Here is a 20,616-nt window from a genome sequence, read left to right as displayed (position 1 = left end):
TTAACAAGTTTGGGAATGAGCTAACACTGTTTATTATCAAGATCTTGTTCGTTACCATTTATCGAGCCGGATCAACTTTACGGGATAGCACTAATGTTAGATTAATTCTATATACATTAAGAGCAAGCCCAACACAATTAGCTTCACAGAAAAGCTAAATAACATCGATAGGTAGGAAATTATGGCTGAAGTAGCAAACAACGAAGCGCAAGCACCACAGTTCAACATTCAGCGTATTTATACAAAGGATTTGTCTTTTGAAACGCCAAACAGCCCAGCTGTTTTCCAGAAAGAATGGAACCCAGAAGTAAAATTAGATTTAGATACTCGCAGCAACAAGCTGTCTGACGACACATATGAAGTGATTTTATCGTTAACCGTTACGGCTAAAAACGGCGAAGACACCGCATTTTTATGTGAAGTTCAGCAAGCGGGTATTTTCTCCATCGTTGGGTTAACTGAGCAACAACTTGCTCATTCTTTAGGTGCATACTGCCCTAACGTATTATTCCCATATGCACGTGAATTAGTGGGTAATTTAGTTGGCCGTGGTACTTTCCCACAACTAAACCTTGCTCCAGTTAACTTTGATGCGCTATTTGCTCAGTACGTTCAACAGCGTCAAACTGCAGCAGAACAAGCAAATTCTGCCGAAGAAGTCACAGCATAAGCTATGAATAACGCTGCCGAAATCACGGTATTAGGGGCGGGCTCTTATGGCACCGCCCTTGCTATTTCTTTAGCCAGTAACGGCCACAAGGTATTACTTTGGGGTCATGAAGCCGATCATATGGCGCGCTTAACTGAGCAGCGCAGTAATGAGGAGTTTCTGTCTGGTATTCAGTTTCCTGATTGTTTAGCCATCGAAGCTGATTTAGGAAAGGCACTCGCGGCAAGCAAAAATATCTTAGTGGTAGTCCCTAGCCATGTATTTGGTGATGTACTCAAACGAGCTAAGCCGTTATTGCGTGAAGATGCTCGGATTGTGTGGGCGACTAAAGGGCTAGAACCCGAAACCGGTCGTTTATTACAAGATGTTGCCCGCGAGCAATTAGGCGAACAGTATCCATTGGCGGTATTGTCAGGTCCAACCTTTGCTAGAGAATTAGCGGCTGGTTTACCAACAGCCATTTCGGTTGCCGGTACTTGCCCTCAGTTTACTCATGATTTGGTTGAGCTACTCCACAGTCCAGAACGTCTGCGCGTTTACGCCAATGACGACTTTACTGGTATACAACTAGGCGGCGCGGTTAAAAACGTGATTGCGATTGGTGCTGGAATGTCTGACGGTATTGGCTTTGGTGCTAATGCTCGTACGGCATTAATAACCCGTGGTTTAGTCGAACTTAGCCGTTTAGGTGTCGCGCTTGGCGCTGATGCATCAACCTTTATGGGCATGGCGGGTCTAGGTGACTTGGTGTTAACTTGTACCGACAATCAGTCGCGTAACCGTCGTTTTGGCTTGGCTTTAGGTCAAGGCAAAGACGTGATCACCGCGCAACAAGAAATTGGTCAAGTAGTCGAAGGCTACCGTAATACCAAAGAAGTGTTTACCTTAGCCAAACGCCTAGGGGTAGAAATGCCGATTACTGAGCAAATCTATCAAGTGCTTTACCAAGGTAAATCTCCTGTTGAAGCGTCAAAAGTGTTACTCAGCCGAGATAAAAAGTCTGAAACACTCAAAAAATAGTGCGGCACAGTAGTTAAGTTAGCCATAAAGGTTAACAGACCCTAGTAAAAAGGATGCTAAAATAGCATCCTTTTTTGCATTTAATAGTTATCAATTAAGAACCAAGTAACCCATTTAAACCGTGTGGAGTAAAACGTGAAACATCATGACGTAATCATTATCGGCGCCGGTGCGGCAGGGTTAATGTGTGCTGCTACCGCGGGCTATCGAGGTCGTGATGTGTTGGTGCTGGATAATGCCAAACAAGCAGGCAAAAAAATTCTGATCAGTGGCGGCGGACGTTGTAACTTCACCAATCAAAAAGTTGAGCCGCAGCAGTTTATTTGTGGTAATCCGCACTTTGTGAAATCGGCATTGGCCCGCTATCGCTCAAGCGACTTTATTGAACTGGTTGAGCGACACGGGATTGAATACCATGAACGTGACCATGGGCAGTTATTTTGTAATGACTCCGCTAAAGAAATCGTCACTATGTTGATGACCGAGTGCGAATGGGCAGGTGCCAAGGTAAAGCTGCGCACTGAAATACTCTCGGTTAGCAAGACTGAAGCCGGTTTCAATTTAAATACCTCTAACGGTGATTTAAGCTGTGATTCACTGGTTATTGCCACCGGAGGCTTATCGATGCCAAAGCTGGGTGCCACGCCTTATGGCTATAAGTTGGCAGAGCAATTTGGCTTAAAAGTGTTACCTACCAGTGCAGGCCTAGTACCGTTCACTTGGCATAGCGATCAAAAAATTCGTTTTGAGCCGTTATCTGGCATTGCCGTGCCAACAACCATTACCGCGCAAGATGGCACCCAGTTTAGTGAGGCATTATTATTTACCCATCGCGGTCTATCAGGCCCAGCGGTACTGCAAATATCAAATTTTTGGCAACCAGGTGAAGCTATCTCAATCAACTTGTTGCCGGGTGAAAGCGCGTTAGATAAAATCGAATTTGCCTTAAAACATCACCCAAAACAAAGTCTACGTAATACCGTAAGCCAATGGTTACCTAAACGCTTGGTTGAAGCGCTATTTGAAGAGTCTCAATTAGATAAAGCCCTAAACCAACTCGGTCATGGCGAGCGTGAAAAGCTCGCCAATGAGTTAAATAATTGGTCAATCATCATGAATGGCACTGAAGGTTACCGCACGGCAGAAGTCACTTTAGGTGGTGTTGACTCCAATGAACTGTCATCTAAAACCATGCAAGCCAACAAGGTCCCAGGATTGTATTTTATTGGTGAAGTAATGGACGTAAGTGGTTGGTTAGGAGGGTTTAATTTTCAATGGGCCTGGAGCTCTGGTGTCGCGGCAGGGTTGGCCGTTTAGATATGTAACTATTATAAAAGAACCAGTAGTCTGGGGATTTTAAGTGGTGAAGTAACCAGTAAAAGCGGTGAGCTGAAATCACCAAGGGATGTTGGTGGGCTTATCGCTGTTTAACAGCAATAAGGAATATGTTGAGTGTCGAGTGATATTAAGGATGATAGCTGTAAGCAATAAACCCCTGCAGAAGATAAATGGCAACCAGTCTTATTATCTGAATGCCATCCTTCTAACGCTAAGCCTTCCAATGTTAAGTTTTCAAGATTGGCCCCTTTGGGAACAAGGGACTCAACCTCAGACTTTTCAACAGTAACGACACTAGATAACAAGCCATAAAACGACCTTGATAGAAAGACACCAGTGGAAACGGCTTGTTCTTTATAAAGGTAATGGATGTTCTATCATGCCAGTGTGGCCGAGTATTTACTTTAAACAGAAGATTAAAACTGTCGTTTTAATACCCCCCATGGTACAAAATATCTTGGCATATAGATAATTTGCATTAACACCCAATTGGCGTAACTAAAAACGATGAATCAGCAGAATGTAAAGCAAACGACAATTAAGTGCAGCGATGGTGAGTTACTTGCTGCAACTGTTTATGAGCCAACTATCACAGTGAAGGGTGCGATATTGATGGCGCCTGCTACTGGGATCAAAAGACAGTTTTACGGAAATTTTGCTAACTACCTTGCCAGCAATGGCTATGGCGTTATTACGTTTGATAACCGGGGTATTGGTGGCTCATCAACGGTGCCAGTTGCGAAGAGTGCCTCGTCGTTACAGTGTTGGGGTGAAAAAGATATGCCTGCGGTGTTGGAATGTTTAAAAGAGGTATTTCCGAATACAAACTATCATCTGGTGGGCCACAGTGCTGGTGGTCAACTCATTGGGTTAATGCATAATGCGATGGACATCAGTTCAATGTTCAATTTTGCCTGTTCTTCTGGTCAGTTAAAAAATATGAAATTGGCTTATCTGATTCAAGCGCATTTTTTTATGAACTTTTTTATTCCTTTCAGTAATGCGATGTTTGGTCATACCAAGTCTCAGTGGCTGGGTATGGGAGAGCCATTGCCAAAGGATGTCGCCAAACAATGGCAGCAATGGTGCAATGGTCAAGGGTATGTCAAAACTGCTTTTGGTAAAACCGTGCACCAGCATTATTACAATGAGCTGACATTACCGTCATTGTGGGTTAACGCCGTTGATGATGACATTGCCAATAACGCCAACGTAGCAGACATGATGTCGGTGTTTCCTAAGCTTAACGGGCAAACCTTAACCTTAACCCCAAGTGATTATGGATTATCAGACATTGGCCATATGAAGTTTTTTAGCAGTAAGTCGCAAACCTTATGGCCACTGGCGCTTAACTGGTTAGATAAGCACTAAAGCGACCTCTTCATTTAAGTTAACCATTCAAGCCTATTCATTTACAGAATAGGCTTTTTTGTTTTTCTTGGTTGTATATGTAAAAAAGCATATATACAATGTTCAGTGTGTTTTAATTGGATGTGCCACCAATGAAAAAGAAAACTGTGTTGTTTCTATGTACCGGCAATTCGGCGCGTTCTCAAATGGCAGAGGCTTTGCTAAGAAGTAAAGCGTCTGATCAATTTGATGTGTTTAGTGCAGGGACTCAGCCCGAAGATATCGACAGCAGGGCGATTGAAGCCTTAACGCGTTTTGGTGCTGATACGGGTGGTTTAGTGTCTAAAAACGTACAAACGTTTGCAGGTAAAGCATTTGATTACGTGATTAGCCTTTGTGATAAAGCCAATACAGAATGCCGTCGTTTTCCTGGTGCAGGTAAACAACTGGCTTGGGATTTTCCCGATCCTAAAAGCCGCGCAGGTCATCAACCCTTTTCAAGTACCTTAGCTGAGCTGAATAACCGCTTGTCGATGTTTCTACTGGTGGAAAACAATGTTACTGCCAAGGCTAAGACCACGGCGGAGGTGACCGCCAAGGTAGACGTCATTGGCGCAAATGAAACACCTCCCGAGGTATTCGCCGATGTTGATCCCATCGCATTTTATAAATGCTTAACCGATGACATTCGCTTAAAAAGCCTAATGCTGACTCATTATCATGGTGAGTTATGTGTGTGCGAGCTGATGGAGGCATTGAATGAGGACAGCCAACCTAAGGTGTCTCGCAATTTAGCGTTGTTAAAAAAAGCCGCCATTATTAGCGACCGAAAAAATGGCCAGTGGGTATTTTATCGAATTAACCCTAATTTACCGTTATGGGCAAAGTCTGTAATAGCTGCAACGACCGAGAACAATATTGGCTTGATTATGGCTCATCTACAACGACTAGATATTATGCAAAACCGGCCTAATAAAGTGAGTTTTTGTCGCTGATTCAGCAAAATAGGAGTGATCGTAATGGGCTTGTTTGAACGATTTTTATCGGTATGGGTTGGCTTAAGTATGCTTGCCGGAGTGCTGTTAGGGCTATGGCAACCACAAGTATTTCAGACCATTGCGAGTCTTGAAGTTGCCCACGTTAACCTTGTGGTGGCGTTGTTTATTTGGGTAATGATTTACCCAATGATGGTGCAAATTGATTTTTCAGCCATTAAAGATGTGGGTAAAAACCCCAAGGGATTATTACTGACGATTGTCGTTAACTGGTTGATTAAACCTTTTACCATGGCCGCATTAGGTTGGTTATTTTTTAAAGTGGTGTTTGCCGACTTAGTTGACCCCGCATCGGCACAAGAATATATCGCAGGGATGATTTTATTAGGTGTTGCACCCTGTACGGCAATGGTATTTGTATGGTCGCAATTAACTAAGGGCGATCCTAATTACACCTTAGTGCAAGTGTCGGTTAACGATGTGATTATGATTTTTGCCTTTGCGCCTATTTCGGCATTTTTGCTGGGGGTGAGTGACATTCAGGTGCCATGGGAAACCTTGCTTATTTCAGTGGTGCTGTATGTATTACTGCCATTAATGGCGGGTGTGACCACGCGTTATGTGCTTAATCATCAAGGCGGCACATCAGGAGTGGATCGATTAGTGGCAAGATTAAAACCATGGTCGATTGTCGGCTTACTGGCCACTGTGGTGTTGCTGTTTGGGTTTCAGGCCAAGGTTATCGTGTCCGACCCACAAACCATTGGCTTAATCGCGGTGCCATTGGTGATTCAAACTTACGGGATTTTTGCGATAGCGTATGTTGCTGCTATATTATTGAAATTAAAGCACAATATTGCTGGTCCAGCTTGCTTAATTGGTACCTCTAACTTTTTTGAGCTTGCCGTTGCGGTAGCTATATCCCTGTTTGGTTTGCACTCGGGTGCAGCCTTAGCCACTGTGGTTGGGGTGTTGGTAGAAGTGCCGGTGATGTTGTCGCTGGTGGCGATTATTAATCGTACTCAACATTGGTTTAAGCATTAATGTTGGCGATTATTTTGGTAAGTATTTCGAATACGTTTTTTATGACGACGAAATAATACGTTCTAAATTAACAGTGGAATTAATCATGCAGCAACATCCTTTCGATATCTTAGCGTTAGATTCGCCATTAGACTCATTGTGTGAGAATGGCGCCAAATTAATTTTTACCCCGTGCCCTGGTACCAAAGATGAACCGTTAATCGAGTCGCTTGCCACATTAAAAAGTGCCGGCACGCAGATGTTAATCACCTTGATGTTCGATGACGAAATGGCGCGCAATAATGCTACCGAACTACCAACAGAATGCGCCAAACAACAGATCGCCTGGGTGCAATTGCCCATTTTAGACGATGCCGCACCCGGTGCCGAATTTGAAGCTAATTGGTTAGCTAATAAAGCGCAGATTATCGAGGTGATTAATAACCAAGGCACCATTGCGGTGCATTGCAAAGGCGGTTCGGGACGCACTGGGTTAGTGATTGGGTTAATTCTTGCCAGCCTTGGTTGGCCAAAAGATAAAGCAGTAACTGCGGTGCAAAGCTTACGGCCAAAAGCACTGACGCATCCGATCCAACGCGATTATTTCAATGCTTTTAATTGTTAACCTCATCTTTTACTCGAGTTGAGGTTAGTTAACTTTATTTAGTAGGACACCATTATGACGATAAAAATAGGCATTAACGGTTTTGGCCGTATGGGACGTTTATCTATGCGCGCTGCATATGATTGGGACGATGTTGAAATAGTGCACATTAACGATCCTGCTGGCGACGCTGCGACCTTGGCCCATTTAATGACCTTTGATTCAGTGCATGGCCGTTGGCATCATGAGGCGACCCATCATGGGGAGGCGATAGTGATTAATGGTAACGCCATTCCTTGTAGTCGTAATATTGCGACTAAAGATACCGATTGGTCAAAATGTGACGTGGTGATTGAAGCATCAGGTAAGATAAAAACCACAGCCTTGCTGCAAGCTTATTTAGATCAAGGTGTAAAACGGGTTGTGGTGACTGCGCCAGTAAAAGAAGACGGCGTGTTAAACATTGTGATGGGTGTAAACGAGCATTTATACGATAAAGCCATCCACCCTATAGTGACCGCGGCATCTTGTACCACCAACTGTTTGGCGCCAGTGGTGAAAGTGATCCATGAGAAAATTGGCATTAAGCATGGCTCGATGACGACAATCCACGACATTACTAATACCCAAACTATTTTGGATGCACCGCATCAAGACTTACGCCGCGCAAGGGCTTGTGGCATCAGTTTAATTCCGACCACCACGGGGTCAGCGACTGCCATCACCCATATTTTTCCTGAGCTAAAAGGCAAGTTAAATGGCCATGCGATACGCGTGCCGTTAGCTAATGCTTCGCTTACCGATTGCGTGTTTGAAGTGGCGCGAGGCACTACAGTTAAAGAAGTAAATCAGCTGCTTAAGCAGGCATCACAACAAGAACTTGCAGGCATTATGGGCTATGAAGAACGTCCATTAGTGTCGGTAGATTATAAAACCGACCCACGTTCAAGCATTATCGATGCCTTGTCGACCATGGTAGTCAATGACACCCAAGTTAAGCTGTATGTGTGGTACGACAATGAGTGGGGATACGCTAATCGCACTGCAGAGCTGGCGCGCAAAGTCGGCTTAGCTGATAAGGAATAGCGTTCATGGGGCTGGTTTCATTGCGTAGCTTACCACCATCGATAAAGCAGTATTTGCTGATCACCGGTAATTATTGGGCATTTACCTTAACCGATGGCGCCTTGCGTATGCTGGTGGTGCTGTACTTTCATCAGCTAGGTTACAGCCCGTTAAATATTGCTATGTTGTTTTTGTTTTATGAAATCTTTGGGGTGATCACCAATCTTATTGGCGGTTGGTTAGGGGCAAGGCTTGGCCTTAATAACACCATGAATATTGGCTTAGGCCTGCAAATCGTGGCGTTAGCCATGCTAACCGTGCCTGCTGACATGCTCACAGTGGTTTACGTGATGGCAGCGCAGGCCTTGTCGGGTATCGCCAAAGATTTGAATAAAATGAGCGCCAAAAGTGCCATTAAAACTCTGGTGCCAGCAGATGCCGAGGGTAAGCTTTATCAGTGGGTGGCGCTGTTAACCGGTTCTAAAAATGCCTTAAAAGGGGTGGGGTTCTTTTTAGGTGGTGTGTTGCTTACGGGCTTAGGATTTAGAGGGGCTATTATGTTAATGGCCACGTTATTAGGCATTGTATGGTTATTTAGTTTAGTGACCTTAAAAGATGATTTAGGCAAAGCTAAAAACAAACCCAAATTCAAAGATATTTTTTCGAAAAGTCGGGCGATTAACTTACTGTCGGCGGCGCGGATGTTTTTGTTTGGCGCCAGAGATGTATGGTTTGTGGTGGCATTACCGGTATTTTTAGCGACAACCTTTGGCTGGGATCATTGGTGGGTTGGCGGCTTTATGGCTAGCTGGGTAATTGGTTATGGGATCGTACAATCTATTGCACCTTATTTCACCGGTAAACGGCAGGGCAAAGTGCCGAGCGGTCGAGCTGCATTTGCATGGGCAAGCTACTTATTACTGATCCCGGCGGCTATTGCTCTCACTCTGCATTTTGACTTTTATATCCAGGTAACATTAATAGCGGGTTTATTGTTATTTGGCGCGGTGTTTGCGATTAATTCATCACTGCACAGCTACTTAATCGTTAGCTACGCCAGCAGTGATGGGGTGTCACTGGATGTGGGCTTTTACTATATGGCTAATGCCATGGGACGGTTAATGGGTACAGTACTTTCAGGTTGGGTGTTTCAAGAATATGGCTTAGAAGCCTGTTTATGGATATCCAGTAGTTTTGTCGCTCTTGCTGCCTTAATTTCACTTAAGTTGCCTCATAAAGGGTAAGCCATTACAGCTACTAGATGCATTTTTGTTTACATATCGATATTTCGCTACCTAACCGTGATAGCCTGAAACCCTTACCGTATCATCGGTAAAAATTGCCTGCTCGACTATGGCTTCTTCATTATTGATCTTCTTACCTTAAATTAAAATATCTACAAATCATGGTCTTATAGTTTTTTGTTGAAGTTGGCACAATGTTAGCTTTAACTAACACATAGTCGTGGTGTGAATCGTTAATTTTGACGATAGAGATAAGATATTTGTGTCAACCGTCAGCGCAAATTCAACGCACATCACAATGTGAACCGTACACCAAGGAGGTTTTTATGTTGGGCTGGACATTAATGTTTTAGTTATAGCCGTTATAGCGGGTCTATTGGGTTTTACGGGTATTGCCGGTGCCGCAGCAGGTATCGCGAAAATTATTTTCTTTATTTTTATTGTGTTACTGGTGATTTCATTAGTAGCCAATGCGATTAGAGGCAAAGGTCCCCGAGCATAGTAGTTAACCTGATCTCTTAACTCGAGATAAGGTTAGCGATATAAAATTATTCGATTACAACCATCATCTTGGAGATGAATATGAAATTATTAAAATTACTCACAATGGCAAGTTTAATGGTGTTTTTAACCGCTGGTTTATCAGCCTGTTCAGATAACAAAGCTGAGAATGCTGGCGAGAAAGTGGATGAAATGATCCAAGATGCAGGTAATGCTGTTGAAGATGCATGTGAAGATGTAAAAGAAGGTATGAAAGCAGAAGATCCAGACTGTTAACGACCAAAGCTATCTAATTAACTATTTTATCCGTTCAGAGCCATTAAGCTTTTTAGCTTAGGAGTATTGATGTAGGGGTAATTGCCTTTACGCTAATGTAAGCTGAAGTGGAATACTTGAGTGACTGCCACGAAGAGACCAGAGTGTTATTACAATAAGCATTAGCCCAAGCAGCACACATGTGCTGCTTTTTTATCGCAGGAGGACCCCCATGCACAGCCGAATTCATATTAAATATTATTATACCCTTGGCGTAATATTGGCTTTGTGCTTATGTGTGGCGCTTCCTTACGTGGTACTTAAGCTCATTTTTGGCTGGATTGCATTGTCTTTGGGGCTGGTGAGTTCGGCGTATTGGGTTAATAGCGCAGGCATATTCCGTAAAAGCCAAGATGGCAGTATTCCTTGGTATATCAGTTGGAGTTTTATTCCATTTTTAATGGGTTGCCAAGTGTATAACGCTTGGGCGAGACAGCACGATAAAGTGCCCGCAATCCAAAAAATTGATAAGCAGTTGTATTTGGCTTGTCGATTGTTTCCGAGTGATATTAGCCTGCTTAAGGAAAGAAAAATTGATGCGATTTTGGATGTTACTGCCGAATTTGACGCATTAGAGTGGACCTTGGTTGATGAACATATCGCCTATTTAAATATTCCCGTATTGGATCACAGCGTGCCGACTGTCGCGCAGTTAAATCAAGCCATCAATTGGTTGCACACTCAAGTCGGTAACGGCAAAAATGTGGTGGTGCATTGTGCCTTAGGTCGAGGACGTTCTGTGTTGGTGTTAGCGGCTTATTTGGTGTGTCGTGATCAGCACAGTGATTTTAGTGATGTGCTTAAATCCATTAATAATATTCGTCAAACGGCACGGTTAAATAAATGGCAGTTGGCTGCGGTAGAGAAAATGCATAGCCGGAACCAAATTAACATCCACAAACGCGCTTGGTTAATTGTTAACCCAGTGTCAGGTGGTGGCAAGTGGCATGATGAAGCTGATCATATAATCCAAACCTTGTCGGACTATTTTCAGCTTGAAGTGCTGCATACCGCCAAAGATAAGTCAGCTGTGCAACTCGCCGAACATGCCAAAAACAAGGGTGCGGATATTATTGTGGCCTGCGGTGGTGATGGCACAGTTAACGAGGTGGCATCGGTTATTGTCGATACTGATATTTTCTTAGGTATTATTCCGATGGGAACCACCAACGCACTAAGTCATACCTTATTTGGCGTAACCAGTAAGTTGGTTCCTGTGTCGCAAGCGCTTGATATTTTAATTCAAGGTCATTGTCAGCGAATTGATACCGCCATTTGTAATAATCAGTTGATGTTGTTGCTGGTGGGATTAGGCTTTGAGCAAAAAATGATTGAAAAAGCTGATCGTGACCGAAAAGATCAGCTAGGCCAGTGGGCATATCTTAATGGTTTGTGGGAGGCGATAGACGAAAACCAACCATTGTCGATGAGGTTACAGCTTGATGGTGGTGAAATTCAAGTGATTAACACCACTAGCCTAGTGATTGCCAATGCTGCACCCTTTACCAGTTTGTTAGCACAAGGTAATGGTGAACCCAATATCACCGATGGCTTGTTAGACATTACTTGGATTGAGTCAAGTGAAGTATCACAACAACAATTATTGAGTATGACCGAGCTGCTATTTGCTGGCTTAACCGGAGCGCGTGAGGATGATCAAGTGAGTGGAATTCGGCATGTACAAGCCAAGAAAATCTACTTAAATACTGATTCGTCATGCCAATATGTGATTGACGGTGAGTTATTTGAATCTGAAGATCTGTGTATTAAAGTCAAGCCCAAGTCCCTAAAGGTGTTTATACCTAATGTCAGTAAACACCTTTAGCGAATGTTTGCTAAGTCGCTAGCTTTTGGTTGGGATAATTAATACCGCAAGCGGTTATTTTACTGAGTTGATATGTACTTGTATCTTGTTGTTAAGTGGCAGCTGAAGAGTGTTGTACAAGCGCAAACAGTGCCAGAAAAGGGGTCATCAGCATATCGACCACGGTTGCGCTGAAACGCACCGACAATCAACGGCTGGACGAGAGTATTAAGCCAAATACTCACTAATAATGCTTATTTTACCATGACAATACAATAACAGACTCGATGTTTCGCAAAAATGTAGACGACTGGTCTATTCTTGTTTATTCTGTCACTAAAATGGGAGGCCCTATGAACAAAAATACCACCAGTAAACAGTCGATTTGTGCCGTAGGCGAAAAGCTTTTTGCTTTGCATGGATACAGTGGCGTAGGCATTAAATTGATCCTCGATGAAGTCGGCATTCCTAAAGGTTCTTTTTACCATTATTTTGCCAGTAAAGAAGCGTTTGCAGCTGCCGTTGCCGAACATTATTTCCAACAACGCATTCAACCCATTGCGATTGATCCTAGTGCGAATTTTAAAGCCAATTTATCGACGCTATTGAATGGCTATCATCAACTCATTGATGAGCTTTTTAGTGGTCATCAGCCTCGCGGCTGTGTTATCGGTATCTTGATGGTTGAGGTGAGTCCACAATCACCATTATTGCATCAAACATTGACTCATCTTTACGATAAATGGTTAGGTTTATTGAGTGCACTTATTCAACAAGGTCAACAACAAGGGCATATTCGTGCCGACTTATCGGCATCAATATTAGCGAGTGTTTTTTGGTCAAACTGGCAAGGAACTATGCTACGCTCACAAATTAAAGCGGATAAAATAGCGACTAAACGGGCTTTAGTGCAGTGCATGCAAATGATGACTCGTTAAACGTCTATATCGGCAAGCGTGATTTCGATTGAGTATTGTGACACGTTTATATTTTAGGTGATTTTTCGGGTCTTGGAGTGGGTCGAATTGACTAAAGGATTATTAATTGGTTGTGTAGTGGTGTTGTTGTCTGCGTGTGCGGCAAAGCCTCCTGTGGTTGCGCCTATACCTGTGGCGGTACCGCCTATGTTGCAACCGCCGCCAAAATGGAGCGAGTCAAACCTGCTAAGTTTTCATAACGAATGGAAAGGTACCCCTTATCGTTTAGGTGGGCTGAGTAAAAACGGTATTGATTGTTCAGGATTTGTGTATTTGGCTTACCTTAATATTGTCGGTGACAAATTACCTCGTACTGTAAACGCGCAGCGTATTATGGGTAAAGAGGTGCCGCGAGCTCAGTTGCAAACGGGCGATTTAGTGTTTTTTAAAACCACTCGAACCGTTCGCCATGTCGGTATTTACATGGGCAACAATCGTTTTTTACATGCCTCGACTAAAAAAGGGGTCAAAATTTCGAGTTTGAATAATATCTATTGGAAGCCGCGTTTTTGGTTTGCAACACGCTTAAAAAACCCAACGCTTGAGCAAAACATGTCGCTAGCCAGTCTTGTTGATCATGTTCAACAGCAAGACAATTTATAATGCGCCATCAGCCTAATGAGCAGGTGCTATTTTTCTGTTCAATGTGAATATCGACATCGGTTATATTTTAAAGGGTTAGATTACCTAATGCTATTTTATCTAAGATATTGATTTGTATTGGCTATTTGTATTTTAGTATAAGGTTCATGTACAGCAGGTGCTTGAGTTAGTGGCAGGTCAATAAAAAAGAGCTAACCCTAGGGTTAGCTCTTTTTTGTGATGATTGATCCCATTAGGTATTTAGTCGTGCGACTCGACTGGTTCAGCTAACTCGGCGTTATGTTTGCCACGCTTAGCCAGAGCATAGTAAAACAGTGGCGTGAGGATAAGGCCAAAAATAGTCACCCCAATCATGCCAGAGAATACTGCAACACCCATTGCTTGGCGCATTTCTGAACCTGGTCCGCTCGAGAATACCATAGGTACCACCCCCATAATGAAGGCAATCGAGGTCATTAAAATAGGCCGTAAACGTAAACGACCCGCTTCAAGTATCGCCTCTAATGGTTGCATGCCTTTGTCTTGTAACTCCTTGGCAAACTCAACAATCAGAATGGCGTTTTTGGTTGCCAGCCCCACCAGTACAATCAAACCAATCTGGGTAAAGATATTGTTATCGCCACCGTAGATAAGCACCCCTGTTAATGCTGACAATAGTGTCATTGGAATAATAAGAATAATGGCTAATGGCAAGGTTAAACTTTCATATTGCGCCGCTAATACCATAAACACTAATAAGATAATTAACGGATAAATATAGGTACCCGCATTACCGGCCAAAATCTGCTGGTAAGTGATCTCTGTCCACTCGTAAGTCATGCCATTGGGTAAGGTTTCTGCCAATATTTTTTCAATCGCAGCTTGTGCCTCACCAGAACTGTATCCTGGCGCAGCACCACCGTTAAGTTCAGCAGTGGTAAAACCGTTGTAATGCATGACCCTGTCTGGGCCTGATGTATTGGTCACATTAATAAATGAACCAATAGGCACCATTTCGCCTTGGTTGTTGCGTACTTTAAGTTGGGCTATTTGTTCTGGCGTTTGTCTAAACAGCTCATCGGCTTGCACCTTAACTTGATAAGTGCGGCCAAATTGGTTGAAGTCGTTGGCGTAAACCGAGCCCATGTAACCCTGTAATGTGGAAAACAATTCGTCTAACGACACCGATTGTTGTTTGGCTTTAGTACGATCAATGTTCACGTCAAGTTGTGGCACACTCACTTGATAACTCGAGAACACCCCCGCTAACTCTGGCGTTGCCCATGCTTTTTGCATCACTTCCATGGTCACTTTATACAACTCTTCATAACCGTAGTTTGCCCGGTCTTGAATTTGTAATCTAAAGCCACCAATGGTGCCTAAGCCTTGTACTGGCGGTGGTGGGAAAATCGCAATATACGCACCGTCAATGGCGGCAAACTGTTGATTTAACGCTGCTGCAATTGCGCCTGCTGATAATGATGGATCTTTGCGATCGGCAAAGTCATCCAACGGGGTAAACAAAATGGCGCTATTGGTGCTGTTAGTAAAGCCATTAATGCTTAAGCCTGGAAAGGCTACCGCATGGGCGACACCAGGTTGCGCTAAGGCAATTCGTGACATTTCTTTCACGACAGCTTCAGTGCGATCTAATGACGCGGCATCAGGCAATTGTGCAAAGGCGATAAGATATTGTTTATCTTGCCCTGGTACATAACCAGTAGGGGTGTTGGCAAATTGTAAGCCTGTTAAGCCGACTAAACCGATATAAATAATGCCGACAACCGCACCAAAACGGATGATCTTTTTAACCAGCCAACCGTAACCTTCAGACATGCGCGCAAACAGGCGATTAAATGGATTGAATAGCCAGCCTCCCAGCAGTTTATCCATGCCACGAGTAAGCGCATCTTTTTTCTCGTGATGACCTTTAAGCAGTAATGCCGATAATGCTGGGCTTAGGGTTAACGAATTAATCGCTGAAATAAAGGTGGAAATGGTGATCGTCAGCGCGAACTGCTTATAAAACTGGCCGGTTAAACCTGACATAAAGGCGGTTGGAATAAATACTGCTGCTAGAACCAGTGTGGTGGCGACAATCGGGCCGGTCACTTCTTTCATTGCCTTTTGGGTGGCAGCAACAGGAGATAAACCGTCAGAGATATTTCGTTCAACGTTTTCAACCACCACGATAGCATCGTCAACGACAATACCGATGGCTAATACCAAACCGAATAATGATAAGGCATTCAGTGAGAAGCCCAATAGGTGCATAAAGGCAAAGGTACCCACAAGCGATACCGGAACGGCCACTAATGGAATAATGGATGCGCGCCACGTTTGTAAAAACAGTACCACGACGAGTACTACCAGCAATAAAGCTTCGAGCAGTGTTTGCACTACCGCTTTTATTGAACCGCGGACGAACACGGTTGGATCGTAGACGATGTCGTAGGTTAATCCTTCTGGAAATAATTGAGACAATTCAGCCATTTTAGAACGGACATCATCAGATATTTGAATCGCGTTTGAACCCGACGCTTGGAAAACAGGTAGTGCAGCAGCGTCTTTATTGTCTAACATTGAACGTAGGGCATAAGTTGATGCGCCTAATTCAACCCGAGCAACATCCTTTAAACGGGTGATCTGACCTTCATCGCCCACTTTAATAATAATATTCTCGAACTCTTCAACGCTGGATAAACGACCTTTAACGTTGATCAATAATTGGAAATCACTGTCGCCACTAGGTTGTGCGCCTAGGCTTCCTGCTGCTGCTTGTTGGTTTTGCTCACGAATAGCGGCAACAATATTACTCGGAGATAAACTGATTGCTGCCACTTTATTAGGATCTAGCCATACACGCATACTGTAGTCACCTGCGCCAAATACGCGCACCGCCCCTACACCGGTAATTCGGGCTAATTCGTCTTTCACTTTCAATACCGCATAGTTAGACAGATATAACATGTCATAACGGTTATCGGGCGAGGTTAAATGCACCACCATGGTTAAACTCGGTGATGACTTTTCGGTCACAATACCTAAGCGTTGTACTTCTTCTGGTAAGCGAGGTTTTGCACGCTCTACACGGCTTTGCACTTGGGTTTGAGCTAAATCAACGTCAGTACCAATCGCAAAGGTGATGGTTAGCGTCATGCGGCCATCGGATGTGGCTTGTGAAGACATGTACAACATGTTTTCTACGCCGTTTATCTCTTGCTCCAGCGGCGACGCCACCGTTTCGGCGATTACTTTTGGGTTGGCGCCTGGGTAGTTTGCCGTAACAACGACTGTTGGCGGTACTACCTCAGGGTATTCGGTGATCGGTAATTGCCATACCGCCAGCGCGCCTGAAATAAAGAACAGTAGCGACAGAACAGCGGCAAAAATCGGTCTTTTAATAAAAAATTGAGACAACATAGTGTAGTTTCCTTAACCTTGACTAGCGTCATCAGCAACGTGTGCTGTGAGAGGCTGGTTATCGAGGATTTGTTGCGCTTGATGCAAGGCTTCAAGCTGACCGTCACCTGCCATGTCGGTCTGGTTTGGCTCAATAGTGACGTTAGGACGTACTTTTTGCAGGCTGTTAACCACGATGGTGTCGTTAGGCGATAACCCTGCGGTAATAATACGCAAACCATGAAGTTTCGCTCCGAGGCTAACACCACGATATTCAAGGATATTTTTGTCGCTTACCACTAAGACAAACTTGTTGCTTAGGTCAGTCATAATGGCTTTGTCGTCAATTAAAATACGTTGATACGACTCGCTACCAGCAATGCTGATGCGAGCAAATAAGCCTGGAAGTAACTGATTGTCTTGATTCGCAAAGTTGGCTCTAACACGAATAGTACCGGTTTGTTGGTTTACTGCATTATCAACAAAGTCGATCACGCCTTGGTGATTAAAACTGGTTTCATTGGCAAGCGCCATAACCACGGCATTGTTACCTAAACGAGGATTCTGGCGTTTATTCTCGAACGATAAGGCCGCATATTTTAAATAGCTTTGCTCGTCGATATCGAAATAAGCGTACATATGCGATGTTGATACTAAACTGGTGAGATGTGTTTGTCCTGCCGTAACGAAGTTACCTGCGGTTTCGTTGGCATATGAAACACGACCCGTGATGGGAGCGGTAACATGGGTGTATTCAACGTTAAGTTGTGCGCGCGTTAATGCGGCGTTAACTGACGCAACCGCTGCCGCAGTTTGATGCATAGTAGAGCGACGAGTATCAATTAGCTCTTCTGATACCGCTTGTTGATAAAAAAGTTTATTTGCCCGTGCGTAGTCATTTTTAGCGAGTTGATTGGCCGATATAGCACTGGTTAATTCTGCTTTAAGGCGTTCATATTCAGCAATAAAAACACTCGAGTCGATGGTAAATAACACATCGCCTTTTTGCACTAGCGCGCCTTCTTTAAAGTTAATCGATTCAATATAGCCCGATACGCGAGGCACTAAAGTGACCTTTTCAGGGGCTTGTAAGCGTCCGGTAAATTGATCCCACTCGGTAATGCGCTCATAAAGCACGTTAGCAACATCTACCTTAGGCGCTGCAGATGTATTGGCTTGTTGTGCAGGTTGTTCGCCGCACGCCACTAATAGCAATGCCGTTAGGCTGACTAATAAAGTGGTTTTAATTGATGTTAACGTCTTCATGGTGCGGTCCTTTAATCAATAGCATTTACGTTTTTTTCAGCAGGCTATAGGGTCGTTATATTGGTGTGCGGATTAATTTTATACCGATAGGTAAAAAATGTTCTGTACCGAACGGTAATATATAGATTAAAATAACCCTGTCAATGACTTTTGTACCGACAGGTATTAAATTATTTTGACAAGAGGTTCAATTAGCGGGAAGATAAAGTAACATCACTACTTACAAGGTGATTTGTTGCGATGAAATAGCGTTAATCAATACTTGTTCAATTGTTATAATTGCGACAAATCTGCACAATATTAACCCTAAGATGGCTTAATATTATGCTAAAGTATGTGGGTTATTTGTCATTAGAAAGCCAGTTAAGTTTCTGATAAGTAAAGCTGCGTTAATATATGAGGTACTATTTATGACAATCACAAAAGCAGCTTGCGTTGGTCGCCCTCGTGGGTTCGATATCGACTTAGCATTAGAGCAAGCGCTTAATGTTTTCTGGCGTCATGGATATGAAGGGACTTCTTTAAACGAGCTAACCGAGGCAATGGGGATCAAGAAGCCTAGCCTGTATGCCGCATTTGGTAATAAAGAGCAGCTATTTTTAAAAGCCATCGATTTATACGAAAACCGCCCAGATTCATTATTTAATACGGCTTTTAAACATCAACATGTTGCTGATGTGGTTCGCGGCTTATTGCTTGGCGCTGCAGCCAAGTTTACTGACTGTAGCCACCCTCAAGGTTGCGCATTAATTAACAGCACCCTTTCATGTAGTGAGGCGAGCGAGTCTATTAAACAAGCTGTTTTAGAGCGCAAAGCGCAGCATAAGCTCCAGTTGATTGCCCGATTTGAGCAAGCCAAACATCAAGGTGAGTTAAATGCAGATTGTCAGCCTGAAGTGTTAGCGCGATTCATTAGCACCTTGTTTCAGGGAATGTCGATTCAGGCATCAGAAGGGGCAAGCATTGAAGAGTTGCAGCAAGTCGCTAGCATGGCGATTGCAGGTATTTTAATTTTATACGTCAATCCTAAGTAGCTTATTCAGTAGCTTATTAACTCGGTTACTAAGGCTAGCCGTTCAGTAAATCAATTGATACTGTAATTTTCACAGTATCTTTTACCGTCTCAATCTTCTCTCAATATTGACTCTTTTGTTTGTTACTCCTTGTTCATATAGCCCTAACAGCCGCTGCTGGTAATACTGTAAAACGTCGGTTCGGTGGTATTCGTTGAATCAACATTGTATCGCAAGCTACAGCTGCCATTAATGTCATATCCCTAGGGAAAATATACACGTTACCGCCTGACACATCAAAGAGTCCCCAGTCCGCGGTAATCGTATCATTTGCGTTAGTCATCACTTCAAAAGAACCCTCAATCGCCACTGCGATATTAGTACCAAGAGGGGTAATTGTAGCCCACAGTGGTGCTAATCGGTGTGCCATTAACTGCCACCGAACCGGGTTCGAGCTTTTCTTGACCAGTTAATACTGCTTTAGAATACACTAAGGTATTGGCCGACTTTAATGCGCCTTTTAAGCCATTTAAATTGGCGATAAGCGCATCACTTATTAGGTTAATAAACTTCGGCGCAGCTACCACAGCCAAAATACCTAAAATAATGATCACTACAACTAGTTCGATAAGGGTAAAGCCGCGCTGTCGATTTTTATGTATATGTATAACTCTTTTTTGATATCAATAATCAAACTCAGTAAAGGTAACCGTCCTAGCGTATCAATAGCCCCTTAGGTGATGTCATTGTGTAAACAGTGATCTATTTATCGATCTGTTATTTTGTGAACTCACATTTTTTTGGTAGATTGTCGGTCTATAAGTGCATTATTGATTTAACCTCAACTCTAGCTGAGATTGATTTACCCACATTAGGGAAAGATAACCATGAGCAAAGCTAAAATAGGCATCGTTACCGTGAGCGATCGTGCCAGCGCGGGTATATATGAAGATTTGTCGGGCAAAGCTATTATTGATGTATTAACTGAATACTTAACCTCTGAATGGGAACCTGTTTACAAGGTGATCCCAGATGAGGGTGACGTTATTGAAGCCACATTAATTGATTTAGCCGACAACCAAGATTGTTGTTTAATCGTGACCACTGGTGGAACGGGTCCTTCCAAACGCGATGTTACCCCAGAAGCTACCGAAGCGGTGTGCGATAGAATGATGCCAGGTTTTGGTGAACTCATGCGCGCCGAGTCATTAAAGTTTGTACCAACTGCTATTTTATCACGTCAAACTGCAGGATTACGCGGCGATTCGCTGATTGTCAATTTGCCCGGTAAACCTAAGTCTATTCGCGAATGTTTGGATGCGGTATTCCCAGCCATTCCATACTGTATCGACTTAATGGATGGACCGTTTTTGGTGTGTGACGAAGCAGTGATCAAGCCATTTAGACCAAAAGCTAAGTAACCATTAGCAACTCACTATTACAAACT

General features: G+C 43.4%; 18 protein-coding genes and 1 pseudogene. 16 read left to right on the top strand and 3 right to left on the bottom strand.

Annotated features, from left to right (window positions below):
• The first annotated feature begins 181 nt into the window (after positions 1–181).
• The 14 genes and pseudogenes from secB to CXF80_RS13730 all read left to right on the top strand — a co-directional run bounded on the left by secB (position 182) and on the right by CXF80_RS13730 (position 13,509).
• The gene (gene secB / locus CXF80_RS13795) at positions 182–670 is read left to right on the top strand and encodes a protein-export chaperone SecB (protein WP_101033402.1); all 489 of its coding nucleotides are present in this window, start codon (positions 182–184) and stop codon (positions 668–670) included.
• Positions 671–673: 3 nt separating this feature from the next.
• Positions 674–1,690, top strand: a complete 1,017-nt coding sequence (gene gpsA / locus CXF80_RS13790) for an NAD(P)H-dependent glycerol-3-phosphate dehydrogenase (RefSeq protein ID WP_101033401.1) — start codon at positions 674–676, stop codon at positions 1,688–1,690.
• A 135-nt stretch (positions 1,691–1,825) separates the two neighbouring features.
• On the top strand, positions 1,826–3,007 hold the full coding sequence (locus CXF80_RS13785; protein WP_101033400.1) for an NAD(P)/FAD-dependent oxidoreductase: 1,182 nt from the start codon (positions 1,826–1,828) through the stop codon (positions 3,005–3,007).
• A 528-nt stretch (positions 3,008–3,535) separates the two neighbouring features.
• Positions 3,536–4,399 (top strand): alpha/beta hydrolase family protein, encoded by an 864-nt coding sequence (locus CXF80_RS13780; RefSeq protein WP_101033399.1) that lies wholly within the window; start codon positions 3,536–3,538, stop codon positions 4,397–4,399.
• Between the two features lie 131 nt (positions 4,400–4,530).
• Positions 4,531–5,373, top strand: a complete 843-nt coding sequence (locus CXF80_RS13775) for a metalloregulator ArsR/SmtB family transcription factor (protein WP_198554767.1) — start codon at positions 4,531–4,533, stop codon at positions 5,371–5,373.
• Between the two features lie 24 nt (positions 5,374–5,397).
• Positions 5,398–6,417 carry an ACR3 family arsenite efflux transporter gene (gene arsB, locus CXF80_RS13770; protein WP_101033398.1) on the top strand — a complete coding sequence of 340 codons (1,020 nt, stop codon included), beginning with the start codon at positions 5,398–5,400 and terminating at the stop codon, positions 6,415–6,417.
• An 85-nt stretch (positions 6,418–6,502) separates the two neighbouring features.
• A complete protein-coding gene (locus tag CXF80_RS13765; protein WP_101033397.1) occupies positions 6,503–7,021 on the top strand; it encodes a phosphatase domain-containing putative toxin in 519 nt (172 codons plus the stop codon).
• Positions 7,022–7,075: 54 nt separating this feature from the next.
• On the top strand, positions 7,076–8,086 hold the full coding sequence (locus CXF80_RS13760) for an ArsJ-associated glyceraldehyde-3-phosphate dehydrogenase (RefSeq protein WP_101033396.1): 1,011 nt from the start codon (positions 7,076–7,078) through the stop codon (positions 8,084–8,086).
• Positions 8,087–8,091: 5 nt separating this feature from the next.
• Positions 8,092–9,309: an organoarsenical effux MFS transporter ArsJ gene (gene arsJ, locus CXF80_RS13755; RefSeq protein ID WP_101033395.1), complete on the top strand. Its 1,218-nt coding sequence runs from the start codon at positions 8,092–8,094 to the stop codon at positions 9,307–9,309.
• A 326-nt stretch (positions 9,310–9,635) separates the two neighbouring features.
• Positions 9,636–9,811, top strand: a pseudogene (locus CXF80_RS13750) (DUF1328 family protein).
• Between the two features lie 80 nt (positions 9,812–9,891).
• Complete coding sequence (locus tag CXF80_RS13745) at positions 9,892–10,086, top strand: hypothetical protein (protein WP_101033394.1); 195 nt, start codon at positions 9,892–9,894, stop codon at positions 10,084–10,086.
• A 211-nt stretch (positions 10,087–10,297) separates the two neighbouring features.
• Complete coding sequence (locus CXF80_RS13740) at positions 10,298–11,950, top strand: diacylglycerol kinase family protein (RefSeq protein ID WP_101033393.1); 1,653 nt, start codon at positions 10,298–10,300, stop codon at positions 11,948–11,950.
• A gap of 332 nt (positions 11,951–12,282) precedes the next feature.
• Positions 12,283–12,867 carry a TetR/AcrR family transcriptional regulator gene (locus CXF80_RS13735; RefSeq protein WP_198554766.1) on the top strand — a complete coding sequence of 195 codons (585 nt, stop codon included), beginning with the start codon at positions 12,283–12,285 and terminating at the stop codon, positions 12,865–12,867.
• 87 nt (positions 12,868–12,954) lie between these two features.
• On the top strand, positions 12,955–13,509 hold the full coding sequence (locus CXF80_RS13730; RefSeq protein ID WP_232772108.1) for a C40 family peptidase: 555 nt from the start codon (positions 12,955–12,957) through the stop codon (positions 13,507–13,509).
• Positions 13,510–13,749: 240 nt separating this feature from the next.
• Here the strand turns inward: CXF80_RS13730 and CXF80_RS13725 are convergent, their stop codons facing one another.
• Together CXF80_RS13725 and CXF80_RS13720 are read right to left on the bottom strand one after the other, a co-directional pair.
• Positions 13,750–16,911 carry an efflux RND transporter permease subunit gene (locus CXF80_RS13725; protein ID WP_101033390.1) on the bottom strand — a complete coding sequence of 1,054 codons (3,162 nt, stop codon included), beginning with the start codon at positions 16,909–16,911 and terminating at the stop codon, positions 13,750–13,752.
• A gap of 12 nt (positions 16,912–16,923) precedes the next feature.
• Positions 16,924–18,156, bottom strand: a complete 1,233-nt coding sequence (locus tag CXF80_RS13720) for an efflux RND transporter periplasmic adaptor subunit (RefSeq protein WP_101033389.1) — start codon at positions 18,154–18,156, stop codon at positions 16,924–16,926.
• 410 nt (positions 18,157–18,566) lie between these two features.
• On the opposite strand from CXF80_RS13720, the gene CXF80_RS13715 reads away from it, so the two are divergent.
• Positions 18,567–19,190: a TetR/AcrR family transcriptional regulator gene (locus CXF80_RS13715; RefSeq protein WP_101033388.1), complete on the top strand. Its 624-nt coding sequence runs from the start codon at positions 18,567–18,569 to the stop codon at positions 19,188–19,190.
• A gap of 356 nt (positions 19,191–19,546) precedes the next feature.
• Here the strand turns inward: CXF80_RS13715 and CXF80_RS20700 are convergent, their stop codons facing one another.
• Positions 19,547–19,831 carry a type II secretion system protein gene (locus CXF80_RS20700; RefSeq protein WP_332871120.1) on the bottom strand — a complete coding sequence of 95 codons (285 nt, stop codon included), beginning with the start codon at positions 19,829–19,831 and terminating at the stop codon, positions 19,547–19,549.
• 225 nt (positions 19,832–20,056) lie between these two features.
• Here CXF80_RS20700 and mog point away from each other — a divergent pair, with 225 nt between their 5' ends.
• Positions 20,057–20,590: a molybdopterin adenylyltransferase gene (gene mog, locus CXF80_RS13705; protein ID WP_101033387.1), complete on the top strand. Its 534-nt coding sequence runs from the start codon at positions 20,057–20,059 to the stop codon at positions 20,588–20,590.
• The last annotated feature ends 26 nt before the right edge of the window (positions 20,591–20,616 follow it).

Origin of the sequence: Shewanella sp. Actino-trap-3 (assembly GCF_002836275.1) — a bacterium.
Classification (GTDB): Bacteria; Pseudomonadota; Gammaproteobacteria; order Enterobacterales; family Shewanellaceae; genus Shewanella; species Shewanella psychromarinicola.
This window is presented reverse-complemented; position numbering and strand designations above follow the sequence as displayed.

Coding starts and splice junctions, on each gene's coding strand:
- secB (WP_101033402.1), top strand. CDS start 182: ATGGCTGAAGTAGCAAACAACGAAGCGCAAGCACCACAGTTCAACATT.
- gpsA (WP_101033401.1), top strand. CDS start 674: ATGAATAACGCTGCCGAAATCACGGTATTAGGGGCGGGCTCTTATGGC.
- CXF80_RS13780 (WP_101033399.1), top strand. CDS start 3,536: ATGAATCAGCAGAATGTAAAGCAAACGACAATTAAGTGCAGCGATGGT.
- CXF80_RS13775 (WP_198554767.1), top strand. CDS start 4,531: ATGAAAAAGAAAACTGTGTTGTTTCTATGTACCGGCAATTCGGCGCGT.
- arsB (WP_101033398.1), top strand. CDS start 5,398: ATGGGCTTGTTTGAACGATTTTTATCGGTATGGGTTGGCTTAAGTATG.
- CXF80_RS13765 (WP_101033397.1), top strand. CDS start 6,503: ATGCAGCAACATCCTTTCGATATCTTAGCGTTAGATTCGCCATTAGAC.
- CXF80_RS13760 (WP_101033396.1), top strand. CDS start 7,076: ATGACGATAAAAATAGGCATTAACGGTTTTGGCCGTATGGGACGTTTA.
- arsJ (WP_101033395.1), top strand. CDS start 8,092: ATGGGGCTGGTTTCATTGCGTAGCTTACCACCATCGATAAAGCAGTAT.
- CXF80_RS13745 (WP_101033394.1), top strand. CDS start 9,892: ATGAAATTATTAAAATTACTCACAATGGCAAGTTTAATGGTGTTTTTA.
- CXF80_RS13740 (WP_101033393.1), top strand. CDS start 10,298: ATGCACAGCCGAATTCATATTAAATATTATTATACCCTTGGCGTAATA.
- CXF80_RS13735 (WP_198554766.1), top strand. CDS start 12,283: ATGAACAAAAATACCACCAGTAAACAGTCGATTTGTGCCGTAGGCGAA.
- CXF80_RS13725 (WP_101033390.1), bottom strand. CDS start 16,911: ATGTTGTCTCAATTTTTTATTAAAAGACCGATTTTTGCCGCTGTTCTG.
- CXF80_RS13720 (WP_101033389.1), bottom strand. CDS start 18,156: ATGAAGACGTTAACATCAATTAAAACCACTTTATTAGTCAGCCTAACG.
- CXF80_RS13715 (WP_101033388.1), top strand. CDS start 18,567: ATGACAATCACAAAAGCAGCTTGCGTTGGTCGCCCTCGTGGGTTCGAT.
- mog (WP_101033387.1), top strand. CDS start 20,057: ATGAGCAAAGCTAAAATAGGCATCGTTACCGTGAGCGATCGTGCCAGC.